The organism is Staphylococcus simulans (genome assembly GCF_025561465.1).
Lineage (GTDB): Bacteria > Bacillota > Bacilli > Staphylococcales > Staphylococcaceae > Staphylococcus > Staphylococcus simulans.
On record NZ_CP095100.1, the window covers coordinates 2060123 to 2079256 of the forward strand.

The 19134-nt window shown below is 36.4% G+C and carries 23 protein-coding genes; 11 read left to right on the forward strand and 12 right to left on the reverse strand.

Features of this window, described 5'->3' with window-relative positions; genetic code table 11:
- Positions 1-332: 332 nt before the first annotated feature.
- Positions 333-590, reverse strand: coding sequence for a DUF1871 family protein (locus MUA87_RS09545; RefSeq protein ID WP_002481859.1), 258 nt, complete (start codon positions 588-590; stop codon positions 333-335).
- 92 nt (positions 591-682) lie between these two features.
- The gene (locus tag MUA87_RS09550; RefSeq protein WP_002481858.1) at positions 683-1279 is read right to left on the reverse strand and encodes a peptidylprolyl isomerase; all 597 of its coding nucleotides are present in this window, start codon (positions 1277-1279) and stop codon (positions 683-685) included.
- Positions 1280-1351: 72 nt separating this feature from the next.
- Here MUA87_RS09550 and kapB point away from each other — a divergent pair, with 72 nt between their 5' ends.
- The 9 genes from kapB (at position 1352) to MUA87_RS09595 (ending at position 8930) form a co-directional block, all read left to right on the forward strand.
- The gene (kapB, locus tag MUA87_RS09555) at positions 1352-1735 is read left to right on the forward strand and encodes a sporulation phosphorelay system protein KapB (protein ID WP_002481857.1); all 384 of its coding nucleotides are present in this window, start codon (positions 1352-1354) and stop codon (positions 1733-1735) included.
- A gap of 126 nt (positions 1736-1861) precedes the next feature.
- On the forward strand, positions 1862-4279 hold the full coding sequence (locus MUA87_RS09560) for a Na+/H+ antiporter subunit A (protein WP_262550647.1): 2418 nt from the start codon (positions 1862-1864) through the stop codon (positions 4277-4279).
- Positions 4260-4688, forward strand: a complete 429-nt coding sequence (locus MUA87_RS09565; protein WP_002481855.1) for a Na(+)/H(+) antiporter subunit B — start codon at positions 4260-4262, stop codon at positions 4686-4688. Before MUA87_RS09560 ends, MUA87_RS09565 begins: the two co-directional genes overlap by 20 nt.
- Positions 4688-5038, forward strand: coding sequence for a Na+/H+ antiporter Mnh1 subunit C (gene mnhC1 / locus MUA87_RS09570; protein ID WP_002481854.1), 351 nt, complete (start codon positions 4688-4690; stop codon positions 5036-5038). Before MUA87_RS09565 ends, mnhC1 begins: the two co-directional genes overlap by 1 nt.
- Complete coding sequence (locus MUA87_RS09575) at positions 5025-6521, forward strand: Na+/H+ antiporter subunit D (RefSeq protein WP_031262781.1); 1497 nt, start codon at positions 5025-5027, stop codon at positions 6519-6521. The genes mnhC1 and MUA87_RS09575 overlap by 14 nt, the downstream gene beginning before the upstream one ends.
- A gap of 1 nt (position 6522) precedes the next feature.
- Positions 6523-7002, forward strand: a complete 480-nt coding sequence (locus MUA87_RS09580) for a Na+/H+ antiporter subunit E (protein ID WP_002481852.1) — start codon at positions 6523-6525, stop codon at positions 7000-7002.
- Positions 7002-7298 carry a Na(+)/H(+) antiporter subunit F1 gene (locus MUA87_RS09585; RefSeq protein ID WP_002481851.1) on the forward strand — a complete coding sequence of 99 codons (297 nt, stop codon included), beginning with the start codon at positions 7002-7004 and terminating at the stop codon, positions 7296-7298. Before MUA87_RS09580 ends, MUA87_RS09585 begins: the two co-directional genes overlap by 1 nt.
- Positions 7276-7647, forward strand: coding sequence for a Na+/H+ antiporter subunit G1 (locus MUA87_RS09590; RefSeq protein ID WP_002481850.1), 372 nt, complete (start codon positions 7276-7278; stop codon positions 7645-7647). The genes MUA87_RS09585 and MUA87_RS09590 overlap by 23 nt, the downstream gene beginning before the upstream one ends.
- Before the next feature lie 134 nt (positions 7648-7781).
- Positions 7782-8930: an NAD(P)-binding domain-containing protein gene (locus MUA87_RS09595; RefSeq protein ID WP_023016012.1), complete on the forward strand. Its 1149-nt coding sequence runs from the start codon at positions 7782-7784 to the stop codon at positions 8928-8930.
- A 155-nt stretch (positions 8931-9085) separates the two neighbouring features.
- Here MUA87_RS09595 and MUA87_RS09600 read toward each other — a convergent pair whose 3' ends face one another.
- The 6 genes from MUA87_RS09600 to MUA87_RS09625 form a co-directional block, all read right to left on the reverse strand.
- Positions 9086-9460 (reverse strand): PaaI family thioesterase, encoded by a 375-nt coding sequence (locus tag MUA87_RS09600; RefSeq protein WP_057510773.1) that lies wholly within the window; start codon positions 9458-9460, stop codon positions 9086-9088.
- 29 nt (positions 9461-9489) lie between these two features.
- The gene (locus tag MUA87_RS09605; RefSeq protein ID WP_057510771.1) at positions 9490-10803 is read right to left on the reverse strand and encodes a Na+/H+ antiporter family protein; all 1314 of its coding nucleotides are present in this window, start codon (positions 10801-10803) and stop codon (positions 9490-9492) included.
- 159 nt (positions 10804-10962) lie between these two features.
- Positions 10963-12447: a leucyl aminopeptidase family protein gene (locus tag MUA87_RS09610; RefSeq protein WP_262550651.1), complete on the reverse strand. Its 1485-nt coding sequence runs from the start codon at positions 12445-12447 to the stop codon at positions 10963-10965.
- 125 nt (positions 12448-12572) lie between these two features.
- The gene (locus MUA87_RS09615; RefSeq protein ID WP_002481845.1) at positions 12573-13778 is read right to left on the reverse strand and encodes an NAD(P)/FAD-dependent oxidoreductase; all 1206 of its coding nucleotides are present in this window, start codon (positions 13776-13778) and stop codon (positions 12573-12575) included.
- Positions 13779-14072: 294 nt separating this feature from the next.
- Positions 14073-14432 (reverse strand): HesB/IscA family protein, encoded by a 360-nt coding sequence (locus tag MUA87_RS09620; protein ID WP_002481844.1) that lies wholly within the window; start codon positions 14430-14432, stop codon positions 14073-14075.
- A gap of 42 nt (positions 14433-14474) precedes the next feature.
- Complete coding sequence (locus MUA87_RS09625) at positions 14475-14711, reverse strand: YuzB family protein (RefSeq protein WP_002481843.1); 237 nt, start codon at positions 14709-14711, stop codon at positions 14475-14477.
- A 244-nt stretch (positions 14712-14955) separates the two neighbouring features.
- On the opposite strand from MUA87_RS09625, the gene MUA87_RS09630 reads away from it, so the two are divergent.
- A complete protein-coding gene (locus MUA87_RS09630) occupies positions 14956-16020 on the forward strand; it encodes an NAD(P)/FAD-dependent oxidoreductase (protein WP_002481842.1) in 1065 nt (354 codons plus the stop codon).
- Between the two features lie 98 nt (positions 16021-16118).
- Here the strand turns inward: MUA87_RS09630 and MUA87_RS09635 are convergent, their stop codons facing one another.
- Positions 16119-16442, reverse strand: a complete 324-nt coding sequence (locus MUA87_RS09635; RefSeq protein ID WP_002481636.1) for a YuzD family protein — start codon at positions 16440-16442, stop codon at positions 16119-16121.
- Between the two features lie 92 nt (positions 16443-16534).
- Here MUA87_RS09635 and MUA87_RS09640 point away from each other — a divergent pair, with 92 nt between their 5' ends.
- Positions 16535-16777, forward strand: a complete 243-nt coding sequence (locus MUA87_RS09640; protein ID WP_002481635.1) for a NifU family protein — start codon at positions 16535-16537, stop codon at positions 16775-16777.
- Between the two features lie 61 nt (positions 16778-16838).
- On the opposite strand, the gene MUA87_RS09645 is transcribed toward MUA87_RS09640, so the two are convergent.
- The 3 genes from MUA87_RS09645 to dltC all read right to left on the reverse strand — a co-directional run bounded on the left by MUA87_RS09645 (position 16839) and on the right by dltC (position 19134).
- Positions 16839-17594: a MerR family transcriptional regulator gene (locus MUA87_RS09645; protein WP_262550653.1), complete on the reverse strand. Its 756-nt coding sequence runs from the start codon at positions 17592-17594 to the stop codon at positions 16839-16841.
- A 152-nt stretch (positions 17595-17746) separates the two neighbouring features.
- Positions 17747-18901 carry a D-alanyl-lipoteichoic acid biosynthesis protein DltD gene (gene dltD, locus MUA87_RS09650; protein WP_023016015.1) on the reverse strand — a complete coding sequence of 385 codons (1155 nt, stop codon included), beginning with the start codon at positions 18899-18901 and terminating at the stop codon, positions 17747-17749.
- Positions 18898-19134: a D-alanine--poly(phosphoribitol) ligase subunit 2 gene (dltC, locus tag MUA87_RS09655; RefSeq protein WP_002481632.1), complete on the reverse strand. Its 237-nt coding sequence runs from the start codon at positions 19132-19134 to the stop codon at positions 18898-18900. The genes dltD and dltC overlap by 4 nt, the downstream gene beginning before the upstream one ends.

Genomic DNA, 19134 nt, shown 5'->3' on the forward strand with positions numbered 1-19134 from the left:
GACACAATTGTATATAAAATAGGTTCCATGAAGTTTTAATGGTATTTTATAGTATTCAGTTATGTATTTTAAAAATAATGGTGCATAATACATATAAACTACGGTTGCATCTACTATTACCGGCATATTTTAATGTGCACAATAAGACTTTCAACATTATAGTTTATAAACATCAACATAATTTCTACATGTAAAATTTACAAAAACGTAACATAAACGTAATAAAACAAAGCGAGATTATAGTATACTTTAAGGGTTAAACCTTATAGCACTCTATAATCTCGCTTATTTTTAATAAATATAATGTTTTTTAGTTTAAGCTTACTGTCTATTTATAACCCGCATGTACCTTCTAATGACAATGCCGCTTCAGCTTGTTTCTGACATTCTTCTATAGGAAGTTTTTCTTCAAATGAATACATAAAGATATCCTGGAACTTTTGTGCTAATGCCTGTGTATCGTCAATTTGATGAACTGCATCCATCATTTCATACACTTCAGCATCCCCCATCGTTTGATCCTGAAAGTTCATCGGATTCCAATCTGCGAGTTGTTGATATAACGCAATATTGACCTCGTTCTTTTCCACTGAGAATTAACCTCCTTTATCTTTTCTTAAAATAAGCCCGATTTGCGTCACCACAAATCGAGCTGCATCATCTATTTGAAATGCTTGTCTACTTATTTTTCTTCAACGTCAATTGATTCAATAACTACATCATGAACTGGTTTGTCTTGAGGACCTACTTTAGTATTTGCGATATCTTCTAAAGTATTTTCACCTTCAACAAGTTGACCAAATACTGTGTGTTTTTGGTCTAACCAAGGTGTTCCGCCTTTTTCACCGTATGCTTCTACGATTGGTTTTGGCCAACCGCCATCAGCTAATTGATTCAACATGTTTTCAGGTACTTCTTTCATTTGTACGATGAAGAATTGTGAACCGTTTGTGTTAGGTCCAGCGTTCGCCATTGATAATGCGCCATATAAGTTGAATGCTTCCATAGAGAATTCATCTTCAAACGCACCACCGTAAATACTTTCACCGCCCATACCAGTTGCTGTTGGGTCGCCGCCTTGTACCATAAAATCGTTGATAACACGGTGGAAAGTAATGCCGTTATAATAACCATTTTTAGCATGTGTCACAAAGTTTTCAACAGTTTTTGGTGCTAAATCAGGAAATAGTTTAAAAGTCATGTCACCTTTATTTGTGTGCATTACGACTTTAATTTCATTATCTTGGATTTCTTTATTTAATTGAGGATAGTTTGCCATAATTAATACTCCATTCATGTTAAGATTGATGTATCTCAATATTAACATATACCACAGAAAGGAAGTATTAAAATGTTATATCGTTTTTCACATAAAACAGGAAGCTATGGTGTTTCAATTGTAGAAGAGAAAGACAACGGTGAAGTCTTAGTTCAAGTTGAACAAGTCATCAAACATCCTAAACAAGGTGATTTACATGATCCAACAGCAACAGAAGGCGTCTTCTTCCATGAACGTCGCGCACTCAGTCATTATGAAAAAAGATTCACACCTAAATCAAAATTACGTGAATTCAATGTTGAACCTTTAGATTATGTAGATTCTTTACAACAAGCGATTACAAATTATGAAGAACAATTAAAACAAGAAAATACTGAACATGCGAAAATGTCTTTACACAATTTAAATACGCTAAAGAATGATTATGGCATTCAGTACAAACAAAATTTTAAATAATTTATTATGGGTTTCTTCTTATTTAAAAGACCCCCGAAATGTAAGCGTGTTACCGGAAAACAAGGTTTTTACACACTTCACATTGATGTATAATGAGGTTATCTTATATTCAAAGGAGGACAAATAATGAGTTGGTTACATGCAGCGGTATTGTTGCCGTTCATTTTTGCACTCATTATCCCTATTGTTTATCGTTTCATTAAGCGTATACATATAGGATGGTTCACATTACCTGTCCCCGTCGTTTTATTTATTTATTTCTTAACTTATATTTCGACAACGATGTCAGGTAAAACACGTTTTGCGGAATTACCATGGATGCCGCAAATTGGTATGAACTACAATTTATATGTTGATGGATTAAGCTTATTGTTCAGTTTATTGATTACAGGTATTGGTGCTTTAGTTACCTTCTATTCAATTAGCTATTTAAGCAAAAAGGAACAATTGGGTAATTTCTATTGTTATTTATTACTCTTTATGAGTGCAATGCTAGGCGTCGTGTTATCAGATAACGTCTTTATGCTGTATTTATTCTGGGAAATGACATCATTTTCTAGTTTCTTATTAATTTCATTTTGGCGCACTAGAGAGGCTTCACTCTACGGTGCTCAAAAGTCATTATTAATTACAGTATTTGGTGGCTTATCTTTACTCGGCGGCTTTATCTTAATGACACTTTCAGGACATTCAACAAGTATTCGCCATCTTATTGCACATGCCTCTGAGATTCAATCAAGCCCGTTTTTTATCTTGGCTATGATTTTAATACTCTTTGGTGCAATGACAAAATCAGCGCAATTTCCATTTTATATCTGGTTACCAGATGCAATGGAAGCACCTACGCCAGTCAGTGCTTATCTGCACTCTGCAACAATGGTCAAAGCGGGCATTTACTTAGTTGCACGACTTACACCAATCTTTGCATTATCACAAGGTTGGATTTGGACAGTCACTGCAATTGGATTAGTCACATTATTCTGGGCATCTTTAAATGCGACAAAACAGTCAGATTTGAAAGGTATCTTAGCTTTCTCAACTGTTTCACAACTCGGTATGGTCATGTCAATGCTTGGTATCGGAGCTGTCAGCTTCCACTTCCAAGGTTCACAAAGCCAATTTTATGCAGCCGCGTTTATCGCAGCAGTCTTTCATTTAATTAACCATGCCACATTCAAATGTGCACTCTTCATGGTTGCAGGTATTATCGATCACGAAACCGGAACACGTGACGTACGTAAACTCGGTGGTTTAATGACAATTATGCCGATTTCATTTACGATTACAGTCATTTCAGCGTTAAGTATGGCTGGTGTACCGCCATTTAACGGTTTCTTATCAAAAGAGAGCTTCCTTGAAGCAATGATTAATGTTACACAAGCACCTCTTTTCAGTTTGAACACGTTAGGTGTCTTGATTCCGATTGTTGCGATTTTAGGTAGTATCTTTACATTTGTATATTCAGTCAGATTTATCGGTCAAATTTTCTGGGGTTCATACAAACCTGAATCTTTACCACATAAACCACACGAACCATCAGTGTTAATGTGGATTGCTCCTGCTTTCTTAGCAGTATTAGTAGTGGTATTCGGTTTATTCCCAACATTATTAGCAAAACCGATTATTGATCCGGCAAGCCAAGCAATACGTAATGCGAAGTTGCCAGTTGCAGAATTCCATTTATTCCATGGATTCACACCTGCATTCTTCTCAACTTTAGTTATTTACGCAATCGGTATTCTATTAATCTTCACTTATCATAAGTGGGTTAAAGTTCTAGAGAATATCCCAGAGCGTCTCGAACTAAATCATTTCTATGATCGTTCAGCAGACAACTTACCGGTATTCTCTAAACAAGTGACACATACTTACATGAGCGGATTTATCCGTAATAAACTTGTAGTCATTATGGGCAGTTTAATCGTATTAACTGCTGTTACTGTACTTGCATTGCCATTTGCATTTGATTTCAGTCATGTCAGTCGTGTACGTTCATATGAAGTTATCATTGTTGTGATGATTTTAGCAGCTGCAATTATGTTAGTCTTTGCACGTTCAAGACTGTTCAGTATTATCATGCTGAGTGCTGTGGGTTATTCTATGGCGATATTCTATATCTTCTTTAACGCACCAGACTTAGCATTAACACAATTCGTAGTTGAAACAATTTCAACCGCATTGTTCTTATTATGTTTCTACCATTTACCAAACTTAAACCGTTATAACGAAACGACTTCATTTAAAGTAACAAACGCCGTAATCGCGGCTGGTGTCGGTATCGCAGTAACAATCCTTGGTTTAATCGCATATGGTAATAAACATTTCGATTCTATTGCGGCATACTACAAAGAAAATGTCCATAGTTTAGCACATGGTAACAACATGGTTAACGTTATCCTTGTTGATTTCCGTGGTACCGATACTTTATTCGAATCATCTGTATTAGGTATCGCTGGTCTAGCAGTTTACACGTTAATTAAATTACGTTCTAAACATAAAAATGGTTATGAAAGGGTGGATGAAAATGAACAAACAGAAAAATGATATTATCTTTCAATACTCAACAGTAGTCATTTTCTTCTTAATTGTCATGTTCGCCTTTTCACTATTCCTAAATGGACACTACCAACCCGGTGGCGGATTCATTGGAGGTTTGCTTGTTTCAAGTTCATTAGTACTCGTTGCGGTGGCCTTCGATGTGAAAACAATGCGTAAAATTTTCCCGTGGGATTTTAAGAAGCTGATTGCGATTGGTCTTACATTTTGTGTTATGACACCTGTTGCAAGCTGGTTCTATCACAAAAACTTCTTTACACATAAAGTATTCGAAGTACCGCTTCCACTCTTAAAACCTATGGAAATCCATACAGCATTATTCTTTGACCTAGGCGTATTATTAGCCGTTGTCGGTACAGTAATGACAATTATTTTAGCGATTGGAGAGAATGAGTAATGGAAATAATTATGATTATTGTTTGCGGTATCTTAACATCAATCAGTATCTATCTCATTTTGTCTAAGAGCTTGATTCGAATCATTATTGGTACCGCAGTTCAAACACATGCTGCAAACTTGTTTTTAATCACAATGGGCGGCTTAGGTGAAGGTTCTGTTCCAATCTTTAAATACGGAACAAAAAGTTATGTCGACCCTATCCCGCAAGCGTTAATCTTAACTGCGATTGTTATTTCATTCGCGGTTACAGCGTTCTTCTTAGTACTTGCTTTCAGAAGCTATAAGGAACTTGGAACTGACAACGTAGAACAAATGAAGGGAGTGCCAGAAGATGATGATGCTAGATAACTTAATCGCTGCGATGTTGATTACACCTATGATTACTGCAGTGATTCTTGTATTTATCGGCAAGCGTCCTTTCATTAAACGTTATGTCGCTTTAGGCGGATCTTTAATCGCATTAGGTCTTGCCATTTGGAACTTTATCAACGTATGGCACCATGGACCTTTGAAATTAGAATTAGGTTCTTGGAAAGCACCATACAGTATCGTATTTGTACTTGATTTATTCAGTGCAACATTAGTAATTACTAGTTTAATTGTAACTATATTGATTATTTTGTTCTCATATCAATCAATCGGTTTACACCGTGAAACATATTATTACTATTTCGCAGTCATGTTCATGGAAACAGGTATTATCGGTGCATTTATCACAGGTGATATCTTCAACATGTTCGTATTCTTCGAAGTATTCTTGATTTCTTCATACTCCCTACTCGTTATTGGCGGTACGAAGATACAATTACAAGAAACAATCAAATACTTACTTGTGAACGTGGCATCTTCAGCCTTCTTCGTAGTGGCTGTCGGTATCTTGTACGCAGTAGTCGGAACATTGAACATGGCAGATATCAGTCAGAAATTGGGACATTTATCTGATACACAAAGCGGACTTGTCAGCATTGTATTCGTGATGTTCCTCTTTGTATTCGCAACAAAAGCCGGTGCCTTCCCTATGTACGTATGGTTACCTGGGGCTTACTATGCACCACCGTTTGCGATTATCGCATTCTTTGGTGCCTTGCTTACGAAAGTCGGCGTTTATGCGATTGCGAGAACATTAAGTTTATTCTTTGCACACACACTGACATTCTCGCACTACACAGTACTGATCTTAGCGTTATTAACGATTATCTTCGGTTCTATCGGGGCAATCAGCTTTAATGATACGAAGAAAATCATTTTATATAACATCATGATTGCGGTTGGTATCATCCTAGTTGGTGTGGCAATGATGAATGAAGCTGGTATCATCGGCGCGTTATATTACACAGTCAATGACATGTTGATTAAAGCAGCATTATTCTTCTTAATCGGTGTCATGCTTAAAATCACTGGTACCACAGATATCAGAAAGTTCGGTGGATTGATAAAACATTATCCTGTTTTAGGATGGACATTCTTTATCGCATGTTTAAACCTTGCAGGTATTCCACCTTTCAGCGGTTTCTACGGTAAAATGTATATCGTTCGTGCCGCATTTGAACAAGGATTTTATATCAGCGGTATTGTCGTCTTATTATCTAGTCTCTTAATTTTATATTCTGTGATGAAGATTTTTATCAGAGGATTCTTCGGAGAGTCAAAAGGTTATACATTTAATCCGCATTTACACTACCGCGGCCTATTAAGTGTCGCAATTCTAGCTGTTGCGCTATGTGTGGTCTTTAGTTTCGCAGCAGAATGGTTGTATCCATTCGTTAAAGAAGCAGCTGTCACATTCTATGACCCTAAAGCATATATCGACAGCGTACTGGGGGTGAAATAATATGGCAATTCAAGTACTCGTGAATCTATTACTTGCTATATTTTGGCTGTTCGTTAATGACAGCTACACTCTTAATAACTTTGTATTAGGATACGTCTTCGGTTTATTACTCGTATTCTTAATGCGTAAGTTACTACCTGGACGTTTCTATGTGGTTACACTTTATTACGTAATCAAATTGATGATTATCTTCTTAGTTGAACTCATCAAAGCGAATATTGATGTAATCCGCATTGTCATTAAACCGAAAATGGATAACGAACCTGCATTCTTTGTCTACGATACAGATTTAAAAGAGCCATGGGAAGTTGTCGTATTAAGTACACTCATCACCCTTACACCAGGAACTATCGTTCTTGGCGTCAGTGATGATAACAAGAAAATCTACATTCATTGTTTAGATTTCAGCACGAAAGAAGAGGAAGTTGAAGGTATTAAATCTTCCTTAGAAAAAGCTGTCAGAGAGGTGGGAGAAGCATAATGTTTGCCTATAATGTCGTTATTATAATCGCATTGATTGTCGTTGCACTTTCGATACTCGGTATGCTGGTACGTGTGATTCTCGGCCCTTCTCTTGCCGACAGAGTCGTAGCTTTAGATGCGATCGGTATTCAATTTATGGCGATTGTTGCTCTGTTCAGTATCTTCCTAGATACTAAATACATGATTGTAACGATCCTGTTAATCGGTATCATCGCATTCTTAGGTACAGCTGTCTTCGCGAAATACATGCAGGAAGGTAAGGTGATTGAACATGATCGACGCGATAATGATTAGTTTGTCATTATTCTTTGTAATTGTCGGTGCAATTATCAGTGCCCTTTCTGCCATTGGTCTTTTACGTTTGAAAGATGTTTATGGCCGTGCACATGCTGCTGGTAAAGCAGCAACCTTAGGTTCAATGAGTTTATTATTAGGTGTCTTCTTATTCTTTATTGGCCATGATCATTATGTGAATCCACAATTGATTATTGGGATTTTATTCATCTTGATTACTGGACCTTTATCCAGTCACTTAATTATCAAAGCATCTTATAAAATTAAAACACCTTACTCACGTTCGACTAAGTTAGACGAAATGAGTGAATTACAAAAAGATAAGCCAAAAGCAGCTGACAAATCTTAATGGATTCAGACGCCGTAAAGTACTGTGACAACAGTATATTACGGCGTCTTTTCTTTTGACTTCAGCTTGTGATGCAAAAAGAAATGTGCTATATTAATTAAATCGAAACTATTACGATTTAAGAAGGTGACGCTATGTCTTGGACAATTATCGGCGGTGGTATTCACGCCGTTACTATTGCGATTAAACTCCGTGCTTCAGGTTTAACAGCTGAAGACTTAACAATTATAGATCCTCATGATTCACTATGCGAACAATTTGATGATTTCTCTTGCCGTATCGGTATGCCGTTTTTACGCTCACCACATGTACACCATGTTCATCCTGACCCTTTCCATTTGAAACATTTTGCGAAAACAAATCAATATACAGGTGCTACTTATGGTAAATATCAACGTCCACAACGCGATATGTTTATGGATCATGTGCATAAAATGCTGCATGAATTTGATTTAAACAGTCGTCATATTAAAGATGTGGCTACTAATATAGACCGTGTTGACGGTCAATGGCAAGTCGATATGAAAGCACACGACCCTGTCACAAGCGATTATCTCCTTCTCGCTATCGGCAGTAACAATATTCCGCATATTCCAGATATGTATATCAATCAGCCTGATGTGAAACATATCTTTGATGATGAAACAATTCCTTATCAAGATGCCTCACATGTCATAGGCAGCGGTATTTCAGCTGCCCATTTAACATTAAAATTGATTGAAGAATCAAAAGCTGAAACGGTTCACTTATGGATGAATAAGCCCATTGAAGTCTATGACTTCGATGCAGATCCAGGTTGGTTAGGCCCTAAAAACATGACACGCTATCGTGAAATCGATTCATCTAAAGAACGATTAAGTATTATTGCGCAAGAACGTCATAAGGGTTCTATGCCTAAAGAGTTATATTTACGTCTAAAAAAACACGTACAAGATGGACAACTTCAAATCCATGTGAATGAAATTCAAGCAGTAAAAAATCATAGAATTATTACTGAAAATGAAAGTTATGAATATGATCATATACTGCTTGCGACAGGCTTTAAAAATAACATTATGCAAATGCCTGTCATTCAAAGCTTTGTGGAAAATACACAAGCACCTTTAACAGAAACAAAACATCCAGTCTTAAATGAAAGTTTAGAATGGTTGCCAGGTGTATTTGTTTCAGGCGCACTCGCTGATATTGAATTAGGTCCATTTGCGAGAAGTTTTGCGGGAGGCAGAGAAGCTGCAAGCCGTATTTCAAAAGCATTTATCAATCAAGAAGAGAAAGTTTCTTAATATAAAGAAAAGGTTCCCTCGTCATTTGACCAAAGGGAACCTTTTTCTATCTATTTATCTTTATAATCACACATCGCGTTTTTATAGTTCCTTACACACTAAAAAGCAGTAAAGTTACGCTTCTTAAAGTAACTTTACTGCTTAAATATAGTCATCTATTTATGTGGTTTCAACATCATCGTTCCACGCATGACACTAATTAATTTGTCTTGATCATCTACAAGATTGATATTCCAAACTTGTGTCGAGCGACCTCCATGAATCAATTCCGCAATCGCATATACATAGCCGTCTGTAGCTGAACGGATATGATTCGTATTCATTTCAAGCCCTACTGGAATGACCTTATCCGTATCTACCATGTGTGCAGCACCAATAGAACAAGCTGTTTCACCGAGTGCCATGGTTGCGCCACCATGAAGGTAGCCGAAAGGTTGTTTTACTTTATCACTGACAGGCATTTTCATTTTAACGTAACCTGATTCGACTTTAAGCACTTCCATTTCTAATGTTTCTAATAAATTCGTCATCCCATTCTCTCCTATCGACTAGATTACTTCTATAATATCATAGCCGCAATCGTACCGAAGACCATTAACGGTATGTTATAGAATACGAAAGTCGGAATACATGTATCTCTAATGTGATCGTGTTGGTTATCTACATCAAGCCCTGCAGTCGGTCCTAAAGTTGAATCACTGGCTGGTGAACCTGAGTCACCTAAGGCACCTGCTGTACCGATGAGTGCGATTAATGCCATTGTACTCATACCAAGTTGTTCACCTAGTGGAATAAACAGTGCTGCAATAATTGGAATCGTCGCGAATGATGAACCGATACCTAATGTGACGATTAAACCAATTACATACATTAAAATAATCGCGATTAATTTATTATCTCCAGTCATGTTGGCGATACTTTCTACTAAACCTTTAACATCGCCTGTCGCATTCATAATCCCTGCGAAACCATTCGCAGTTAAAATAACGACACCAATGTAAGCCATGATTTTAATACCTTCTGTAAATTGTTTGTCCAATTCAAACCATTTGAATGAACGAGAAAGGAAGAAGACCATCACACCGGCTAACGCACCGAAAATCATTGACTCAGTGAATGTTTGAACTAAGAATGTTGCTAAAATCGCTACAATTGTTACACCTAAAACATATGGTTTTAATTCCTTAGGCGCATTTTCAATTGCTTTATCTTTTTTATATTCACGTGGTTTTCTGTAATAGAACATACCTAAAGCTAAACCGACGATATATCCTAATGATGGAATCAATAATGATTTCCAGATCATGTCAAATTCAATTTGGTGGTGTGCTTTAGTAAATCCAGTTTGAATAATTTGGTGATAGATTTGACCAAATCCATAAGGAAGTAATAAATATGGAAAACACAAACCGAAACTGATAACTAAGGCAATTTGACGTCTATCAATATTTAATTCATTAAATAAACTTAATAACGGTGGAATTACAATTGGGATGAACGCAATATGTACAGGAATCAAGTTCTGACTACTCATACTTAATAATAATAAAGCAACAATTAAAATAACTTTAATCGTAGAGCGAGAAACTTTCGTATTCTCTGCTTTGATTAAGTTGATGATTTTACCTACTAAGTAATCTGTAATACCACTATAAGAAATTAATGCCGCGAAGCCTCCTAATAAAGCATAGCTTAAGGCTACTTCTGCCCCATCTACGATGTTATCCGTAAAGACATGGATGACTTTTTCTACTGACATCCCTGCGACTAGACCGCCAACTAATCCGCTGACGAACAGACTTAAAACAACGTTCAGTCTGAATAAACATAAAACAATCATTAATAAAACTGCGACTACTACTGCGTTAACCATTTTGCGTTACCCCTTTACTACATTATCGAACTAAAGTGTTATGTTAGTATAATAACAGTCCACTTTAGAGATGTCAATACAACATTATGTATTTCTTACACAATATAAAATACCCATCTCAATCAAAATTGAGACAGGCATTTTATGGTAGTTTAAATTTTAAGATTGTCTTAACCAATCTACTATACTATGGATTAAATAACCCGTTGGCCCTTTAGGACCATTGTAGTCTGATTTAGATATCGTTGCTGGACCTGCAATGTCAAAATGCAAGTGCGGTGTACCAGCACTGAAGTGCATAATAAAGGCTGCCGCAAAGAGCGCTTTGCCCATGCCATTTGTATGATTGACTAAGTCAGCGACTTCACTGCGTTTGATTAAACTGCGCTCAGTAGCCGTAACAGGCAATTCATAAGTCCATTCCCCATTACGTTGTGTCAGTGCTGTAATAGCATCTAATGGTGCGTTGTTATTATTTTTAAAGACAGCTGCTTTATCAAAGCCGAGTGCCGCAACAGCAGCTCCAGTAAGTGTCGCAAAGTCTAATATGACTTTAGGTTCATGTTGTACTGCTTGGAAAACAGCATCACCTAATACGAGACGCCCTTCAGCATCAGTATTTAATACCTCTACAGTTTCTCCGCTCATAGCTGTAAAGACATCATCTGGTTTCATAGCCGCTTCATTAATCATATTTTCAGCAGATGCAATAATACCTACGATATTCACAGGTAAAGCTAATCGATGTGCCGCTTCAATCATCCCTACTACATTTGCCGCGCCACACATATCAAATTTCATCTCTTGCATACCAGGTTTAGATTTAATAGAGTAACCGCCTGAATCATAAGTGATACCTTTACCGACTAACGCGATTGGTGCCGCGTCAGGATTATCTGCACCTTGATAAGTCATTGTGATTAATCTAGGACCATTTGCGGAACCTTTACCGACCGCATGGATTAAACCGAACCCTTCCGCTTGTAACGTTTCTGCGTCTTTCACATCAACTTCTACTGCCGTTTCTGCGAAATGACCTGAAATAAGTTCTGCAAAATAAGCAGGAGTTAAAATGTTAGGCGGAATATTACTTAAATCTCTCGCAATTTTAATGCCTTCTCCAACTACTTCACCATCTTTAATGGCAGTAATTTCGTCTGGTTCTGCTTGATGTAATTTTAGATTTAAGTGATACGGTACTTTCTTATCTGATTTATAATTATCAAAAACATATAATGCTTTTTTACCTTGCAGGCCGAATAATTCAGCCATTTCATTTTTAGAAATCGCTTTTGATGCGAATGTTGAGAATAATACATCCGCTTCTGTTACATGTTCTGCTTTTAAATACTGCAGTAAGTTTCCGTATACTTTCATTGTTTGAATACGATCTAACTGCTTCAAATTGCCAAGTCCTACCGTAATCAAACGAACTTTAATGTCTCCTGTTTCAAAGAACGTCGAACTGACTTTACCCACTTCACTATGAATCATATGATGGTGCTTATATGTATCTAAAGCATCCGATAAATCATGATCTTGAACTGTGACTGTTCCTAATTGATTCAAGTGATCTGGCAAGCCGAGTACTAACGTGTTGCTGATTAATTCATTTTGTTCGTCAAATGTTATTTGTATTGGCATAATGTCTCCTCCATAAGATACAAAAGAGGTTGGTAAAAGCTGTTTATCAACAGTTTTGCCAACCTCTTAAAGTCTATATTAGCCGGCTTTTATGCATATAGCCGTATTATCATATTAGGTTAATATTAGAATTTACCTTTTTTGAATGCTAAGCCGATACCGCCAAGTTTGAAGATTGAACGAGTATCGATAACTTTTTTCATGAATGCTGCTTTTTTACCTACGATATTTTTACCGTAAACAACACCAATACCGTCATTAGCGCCTAATGAGCATACTGTACCACGGTTTACGTAGTTGAATGGCTCTTTAGGTTGACCATGTAAGATATTTTTGATGTTTTGAGCAACGTTTTCACCTTGTTGCATTGCGATTTGTGCAGTTGTTGGTAATGGGCGTTCTTCACCTTCAGGAATGTAAGCTGATACGTCACCGATTACGAATGTTTCGCTATAACCTGGTGCAGTTAAGTCTTGGTTTACAACTAAACGACCACGTTTAACGCCATCGAATGATTCTTCCATTAATTTGCTTCCGCGTACACCAGCAGCCCATACTGAAGTGTTCGCTTCTAGTTGTTCTTCTTTGTCGCCGACTTTAACTACGAAACCTTTTTCATTTGCGCCAACAATCGGTGTACCGATTTTGAATTCAACGCCGCGTTCTTCTAAGTAGTTAACAGCGTGGTTAACTAATTCGTCGTCGAACATTGGAAGCATTTTAGGTGCTGCTTCAACACAAGTGATTTTAACTTTGTCACGGTCTACACCGTATTTGTTTGATAATTCATCAACGCGTTCAGTTAATTCACCTAAGAATTCGATACCAGTGAAGCCTGCGCCACCTACTAAGAATGCAAGATCTTTAGGATCTTTTTCTTTTGAAGATGCATAGTTCGCAAATTTATCTTCGATGTGACGAGATAATTCACGTGCAGTGTGGATGTTTTCGATTTGGTAAGCATGTTCTAACATACCTTTGATACCGAATGTTTCACTGATGAATCCTAAACCAACCACTAAGATGTCATAGTTGAAACGACCATTGTTTGTTTCTACTACTTTAGCTTGTGGATCGATTTTTGTTACTTCTGCTTTAAGGAATTTCACTTTATCTTGCTTGATTACACTTTCGATTGGGAAGATAATATCTTCATAGTTTACAGTACCTGCTGATGCTTCATGTAAAAGTACTGATTCATAGTGATAATCATCTCTATTGATTAAAGTGATGTCAGCTTCGCCAGCTGGTAAAATCTTTTGTAATTTTGTTACAGTTTGCAAACCTGCATAACCTGCCCCTAAAACAATAACTTTTTTTGTTTCAGCCATTTTATTCACCTATGCTTTCTTAAAATTTTTGTTAGTATACGCTATCTTAATATATACCCCATTTGATTGAAAAAATGTCAAAATAAAGACAAATGCCATTCCTCTTAATTCTATAATTAACCAAACACTTTTTCAAGGTAATACTAAGAAAACAACTGATAATTTCAGAATTTACTGATTCTCAAGTACCTTTATTATGGTCATAGTTAGTTGGAATTTTAAAGTAAAAACATTTTCCAACTAAAAAAGAGTTGAGGAATATCCCCAACTCTGAATTGTATAAATGAAAATTGATTAACAATCTTCAGGTTGTCCAGCTACTTTCGCTGTTCTAAATGAGCTGCCGCAACCGCATGATGCAATCGCATTTGGATTATCAATTTGGAATCCGCCGCCCATTAATGATTGTTTAAAATCAATTGTTGTACCTTCAAGTACTGGTTTATCATATTTGTCCACTAATACTTTAAGACCGTAGAATTCGATAACTTCATCGTTCTCCCCTGGTTCTTGTTCTGCTGACATGCCATAAGTTAAACCTGTGCAACCGCCGCCGTTCACTTTAATTTTCAAGTATCCGTCTGGCATATCGTTGCTTTCTAACATACTTTTGACTTCATAAGCTGCAGCTTCTGTCAAAATCACTGTAGACATATTATATTCCTCCTTGTAACACGTCTTTCTATTGAATAAAACTTAGAAAATCCAAGTTTCCTCTATATGCTTATAAATATTTTGCAATAAATCGTCTGGTGAATCTCCTTCAACAATATCACCATTCACTAATGCATACAAGCCACTCGAACATACACCACAGTTTTGCAGACAACCATATTCTAAGACATCTACACCTGGGTCTTGGTCCAACTGATTGTATACATAGTCTCCACCTTTTGCCATGTTTGAAATGCAAAATTCTACAATTGGATTCATAATGCACCTCTTCATATTTTTGAGTCATACAATTATAACATATTTCACTGACTTTCTCTTGGGTTTGAACAGAATTTTTCCTTTTAGAACATTGTTTGTCTGAAATGTGAAAAAAGATTATAATAAATGAAAGCGTATTTTTAGAGAAAGCTTCTAAAATGACGTTGGTTACAATTCAACATAGCTTTCAGTCATCAAGCAGTGATGCAGCGTTATATAAATCTTGATAAGAGGGGTTATCGGAATGAAGAATTTAGTAATGTTAGGTGGCGGTTATGGTAACATGCGTGTTTTATCGCATATTTTACCAGATGCATTACCAAAGGACTACACTATCACTTTGATTGATCGTATGCCTTATCACGGTTTGAAACCAGAATATTATGCTCTGGCAGCGGGGACCAAATCAGATAAAGATGTACGATTACAGTTTCCGGAATCTGAGAAACTTAATGTTGTTTACGGGGAAATCTCAGCTATTGATTTAGATGACCAAATTGTTTCTGTCGGTGATACCAAAGTAGATTATGATGAACTTATTATCGGACTTGGGTGCGAGGATAAGTATCATAATGTACCAGGTGCTGATGAATTCACTTACAGTATTCAAACACTATCTAAATCTCGTAAAACTTACCACACGATTAACGAATTGCAAGCGGGGGCAAAAGTCGCAATTGTGGGTGCTGGACTTAGCGGTATTGAGCTTGCAAGTGAGTTGCGTGAAAGTCGTTCAGATTTAGACATCAAACTTTACGATCGCGGAGAACGTATTTTAGCACGTTTCCCAGAAAAATTAAGTCGCTTTATTGAAAAGTGGTTCCGTAAGCATAACGTGACAGTCGTACCGAATTCAAATATCAATAAAGTAGAACCAGGTCTGATTTATAATCATGATGAACCTGAAGAAGTTGATTTAGTCGTATGGACTGCAGGGATTCAACCTGTTTCAGTGGTGCGAAATTTACCTGTTGATGTAAATAAAAACGGTGCAGTGATTATTAACCAATATCACCAAGTACCGACTTATCGCAATGTCTATGTGGTTGGTGATTGCGCAAACTTACCGCATGCACCAAGTGCACAACTTGCTGAGGTTCAAGGAGACCAAATTGCTGATGTGTTGAAGAAACAATGGCAAGGTGAAGCATTACCTGATAAAATGCCTGAACTTAAAGTACAAGGCTTCCTAGGGTCACTTGGAGACAAACAAGGTTTCGCTTATGTGATGGACCGTCCACTCACAGGACGCATCGCCTCTATTTTGAAATCAGGTGTCTTATGGTTGTATAAATATCATAACGGTTAATAAAAAGATGATTATAAACAAACGCTCAAGTACTGAAATACATGTACTTGAGCGTTTTCAAACTAAAAATAAGCCCTCTTTTGTTTTAGCTGTTGATTTTATTGTGCTACAAAATGTTCATCAATGAATCTTGTAATTGGTTTAAGCTGCACATAGCCATCTGCCACATACATATCGTTCATTGTAACTAATGGATAAAATAATTCATCATTTTCAATTTGCTCGATAAATTGTTGATCGTGATCTGTTAAATTTTCAGTATCTTTTTCAAAATCAATATATGTGTATTCAAAGTTGATATCAGGATATTTACGTTCTAACAAGGCTTTCAGCCAATCATACGTGTCTTGAGATGTCGGCGCATTCACACAACTTGCACATACTACATCTGCCCCATAAACTACTACGCTAACTTTAGTCATTTGGTTCCCCTCCATAGATTTTTTTCTCTAAGTCTATTATAATAAATAAACAAGCAAAATATGAAATTATATACTTGGAAGGAGATATATCCATGCCAACTGAAAATACAACAATGTTTGATCAAGTCGCAGTAGTAATCGAGCGTTTACGTCCATTCTTATTAAGAGATGGCGGAGATTGTACATTAATCGATGTGGAAGACGGTATTGTTAAATTACAATTACACGGTGCATGCAACACATGCCCAAGTTCTACAATCACATTAAAAGCAGGTATCGAGCGTGCATTGCTTGAAGAAGTACCTGGTGTAGTTGAAGTAGAACAAGTCTTCTAGTCAACTTAAATAAATCGCATGACGAGGTAAGCACAGTCTGTTTTAACAGCTGTGCTTCTTTTTATTTTGTATAAGCTTTAATAATCTGACTTAGGCATTCTGCTGCGTCTTGTTTACCTACTAAATCATCATAATATTTTTTGAATCTATCATCTGTTATATAAAGCTCAGCCATAGCTTGATGATAACCTTCACTATATTGACCACTCATCAATTTCAACCATTGACGATGCGCGTTAAATACCGCTTCAGCATCTGAACCTTGTACATCAATTTGATTATGTTCTAATAATTGATTTAGTTTTTCTTTGATAATTTGTTCTTGCTGTTGTGCTTGTTCATATTCTAATTCTGAAAGATGACTCAAGTGATGTTCTGCCTTATCTAACGCTTCCTCACCATAACGTTCGATCACTTCTTCACCATATTGTTCACGATTGTCGGTTATTTCCTTTTGTTTAAACACTTCAAACTTTTCTTTATCTGGCATCATAACTTCCTCCTGTTCTATTTTATTAATCCACTGAATTAAAGATTGAATTTCCTGTTGTTTCTCCAATAACTGTCTCTTTTGTTCTGCTAAAAGCTGTTGTGTATTTGTATTTTGTGCTAATACTTGTTGAATCTTCGATAACGGAAAGTCTAGTAGACGTAGCAACATGATTATAGACAATGTATCTAAATCCTCTGATTGATACACACGGTAGTCATTCTCTTTTATTCTACGTGCTTTAAACAAACCAATATCGTCATAATACCGTAACGTCCGTTTGCTTAGTCCTGTTAATTCAGACAGCTCACTTACTGTATACTGCATGTTTTTCACCTCCTGATACTTACATTAAGGGTTGACGTAACGTGAAGGTCAACTCATTTTCCAATATTTTTCACATTTAACAATCAATTTCAACATTTTTAACAAACTAAAAAACGCAAATGATATTCACATACCATTTGCGTTTTGATTCATTATTTTTCCTTCATGTGTTGTGCGATACGCTCGTCGATGTAGACCCAGCCTTTCCAGCCGATGTGGACTGCATCTGTGATGACATAAGGTTCATAGTCCTTATCTGTCAGGTCATAAATTTGGCCACCGTTTTCAGTAACGACACGGTTGATTTTTTCATAAACAGGTTTACGTTTCTCTAAATCAACACCGATGTGATCATACCATTTTCCATTTGCGGGAATACTAATATATTCAACATCTGCCCCTGCTTCTCTCATTGTATCTACAAGTAATTTCAAGTCATTAAACTCTGGTGAGTTGATATTGAATTCATAGTCACGTTTAACACGACGTTTATTCGCTTGAATTAATTTCCAATACTTATCTCGGATATGGTATTCATTCGATTTCGAATGCGCTTCGCCATATTGTGTCGCAACATCTCTCATTTCTGACCATGATGCTTTTTCACTTGTTACAGGTTTTACATGTTCTAAAGGAACGTCTTTAAAATTAGCTAAACTTTTGATTGCTTCAATTTTAACTAATTGATTCTCTTTAAAATTAGAAATATAATTGCCATCCGTTTTGCCATTATGCTTTACTGTTGCTTTTAAAAAGTCTTTATTGTGGACGTGTTTGAATTGCAGCAATCGTTTCGCATAGCGTTGTTTCAGTTCATCACTCATATTTTTTTGGTGGAACAATTGATTGATTTGGTTTTGGGAAACACGTGCATCAAAGTTTTGATTCGTCAAACCATGATTTGTGAACCATTGCGGTGAAATAATGAAAGCAATTTTCTTTCCTTTTAATTCATCATAATTTGATGCAAGTTCAATACCATTGACTAAATCTGTATTCCCACCGGTACCGATTAAGAAAGGTTTACGTGATGCATTATGCGAATTTAATGCAATCGCCGGGTTGAATGGATCATCTTTCTCTAATTCACTTGAACCATAAATCGGGTAAAATTCATCGTTGTGTTTAAATAAACGCTGCTGTATTAAAGTTCCTTTTAATACTTGGTCAGTCAATGACACACGATTTTCAGCAAGTGTTTTTTGATTAACGAGTCCAGTAAACCAGCTCGCTGGCAGCAATACAAAGATAATAAAAATGGCACCGCTGATTAATATCGGCAAAAATGGCTTTATTTTTGAACTCATTTAAGTTCTTCTAAAGCTTCAACAATTTTATTAGGAGTCGCCCACTCATCACGATCAAAGTCCATAATTGAAACTTCGATACCTAATTTATTTTGAATTTCTAATAGTAAGCCTACTGTTTGGAATGAATCGATAATACCTTCTTCAAAAATTTCAACATCTGGATTTTCTTTAACGATATCGTTCTCTGCTACTTCTGCTAATAAGTCTAAAACTTGTTCTCTAAATTCCAT

Coding starts and splice junctions, on each gene's coding strand:
- dltD (WP_023016015.1), bottom strand. CDS start 18,901: ATGAGTTCAAAAATAAAGCCATTTTTGCCGATATTAATCAGCGGTGCC.
- MUA87_RS09640 (WP_002481635.1), top strand. CDS start 16,535: ATGCCAACTGAAAATACAACAATGTTTGATCAAGTCGCAGTAGTAATC.
- MUA87_RS09635 (WP_002481636.1), bottom strand. CDS start 16,442: ATGACTAAAGTTAGCGTAGTAGTTTATGGGGCAGATGTAGTATGTGCA.
- MUA87_RS09610 (WP_262550651.1), bottom strand. CDS start 12,447: ATGCCAATACAAATAACATTTGACGAACAAAATGAATTAATCAGCAAC.
- MUA87_RS09585 (WP_002481851.1), top strand. CDS start 7,002: ATGTTTGCCTATAATGTCGTTATTATAATCGCATTGATTGTCGTTGCA.
- kapB (WP_002481857.1), top strand. CDS start 1,352: ATGTTATATCGTTTTTCACATAAAACAGGAAGCTATGGTGTTTCAATT.
- MUA87_RS09550 (WP_002481858.1), bottom strand. CDS start 1,279: ATGGCAAACTATCCTCAATTAAATAAAGAAATCCAAGATAATGAAATT.
- MUA87_RS09630 (WP_002481842.1), top strand. CDS start 14,956: ATGAAGAATTTAGTAATGTTAGGTGGCGGTTATGGTAACATGCGTGTT.
- MUA87_RS09600 (WP_057510773.1), bottom strand. CDS start 9,460: ATGACGAATTTATTAGAAACATTAGAAATGGAAGTGCTTAAAGTCGAA.
- MUA87_RS09605 (WP_057510771.1), bottom strand. CDS start 10,803: ATGGTTAACGCAGTAGTAGTCGCAGTTTTATTAATGATTGTTTTATGT.
- MUA87_RS09645 (WP_262550653.1), bottom strand. CDS start 17,594: ATGCAGTATACAGTAAGTGAGCTGTCTGAATTAACAGGACTAAGCAAA.
- MUA87_RS09620 (WP_002481844.1), bottom strand. CDS start 14,432: ATGTCTACAGTGATTTTGACAGAAGCTGCAGCTTATGAAGTCAAAAGT.
- MUA87_RS09560 (WP_262550647.1), top strand. CDS start 1,862: ATGAGTTGGTTACATGCAGCGGTATTGTTGCCGTTCATTTTTGCACTC.
- MUA87_RS09625 (WP_002481843.1), bottom strand. CDS start 14,711: ATGAATCCAATTGTAGAATTTTGCATTTCAAACATGGCAAAAGGTGGA.
- MUA87_RS09590 (WP_002481850.1), top strand. CDS start 7,276: ATGATCGACGCGATAATGATTAGTTTGTCATTATTCTTTGTAATTGTC.
- MUA87_RS09565 (WP_002481855.1), top strand. CDS start 4,260: ATGAACAAACAGAAAAATGATATTATCTTTCAATACTCAACAGTAGTC.
- MUA87_RS09580 (WP_002481852.1), top strand. CDS start 6,523: ATGGCAATTCAAGTACTCGTGAATCTATTACTTGCTATATTTTGGCTG.
- mnhC1 (WP_002481854.1), top strand. CDS start 4,688: ATGGAAATAATTATGATTATTGTTTGCGGTATCTTAACATCAATCAGT.
- MUA87_RS09575 (WP_031262781.1), top strand. CDS start 5,025: ATGATGCTAGATAACTTAATCGCTGCGATGTTGATTACACCTATGATT.
- MUA87_RS09595 (WP_023016012.1), top strand. CDS start 7,782: ATGTCTTGGACAATTATCGGCGGTGGTATTCACGCCGTTACTATTGCG.
- dltC (WP_002481632.1), bottom strand. CDS start 19,134: ATGGAATTTAGAGAACAAGTTTTAGACTTATTAGCAGAAGTAGCAGAG.
- MUA87_RS09615 (WP_002481845.1), bottom strand. CDS start 13,778: ATGGCTGAAACAAAAAAAGTTATTGTTTTAGGGGCAGGTTATGCAGGT.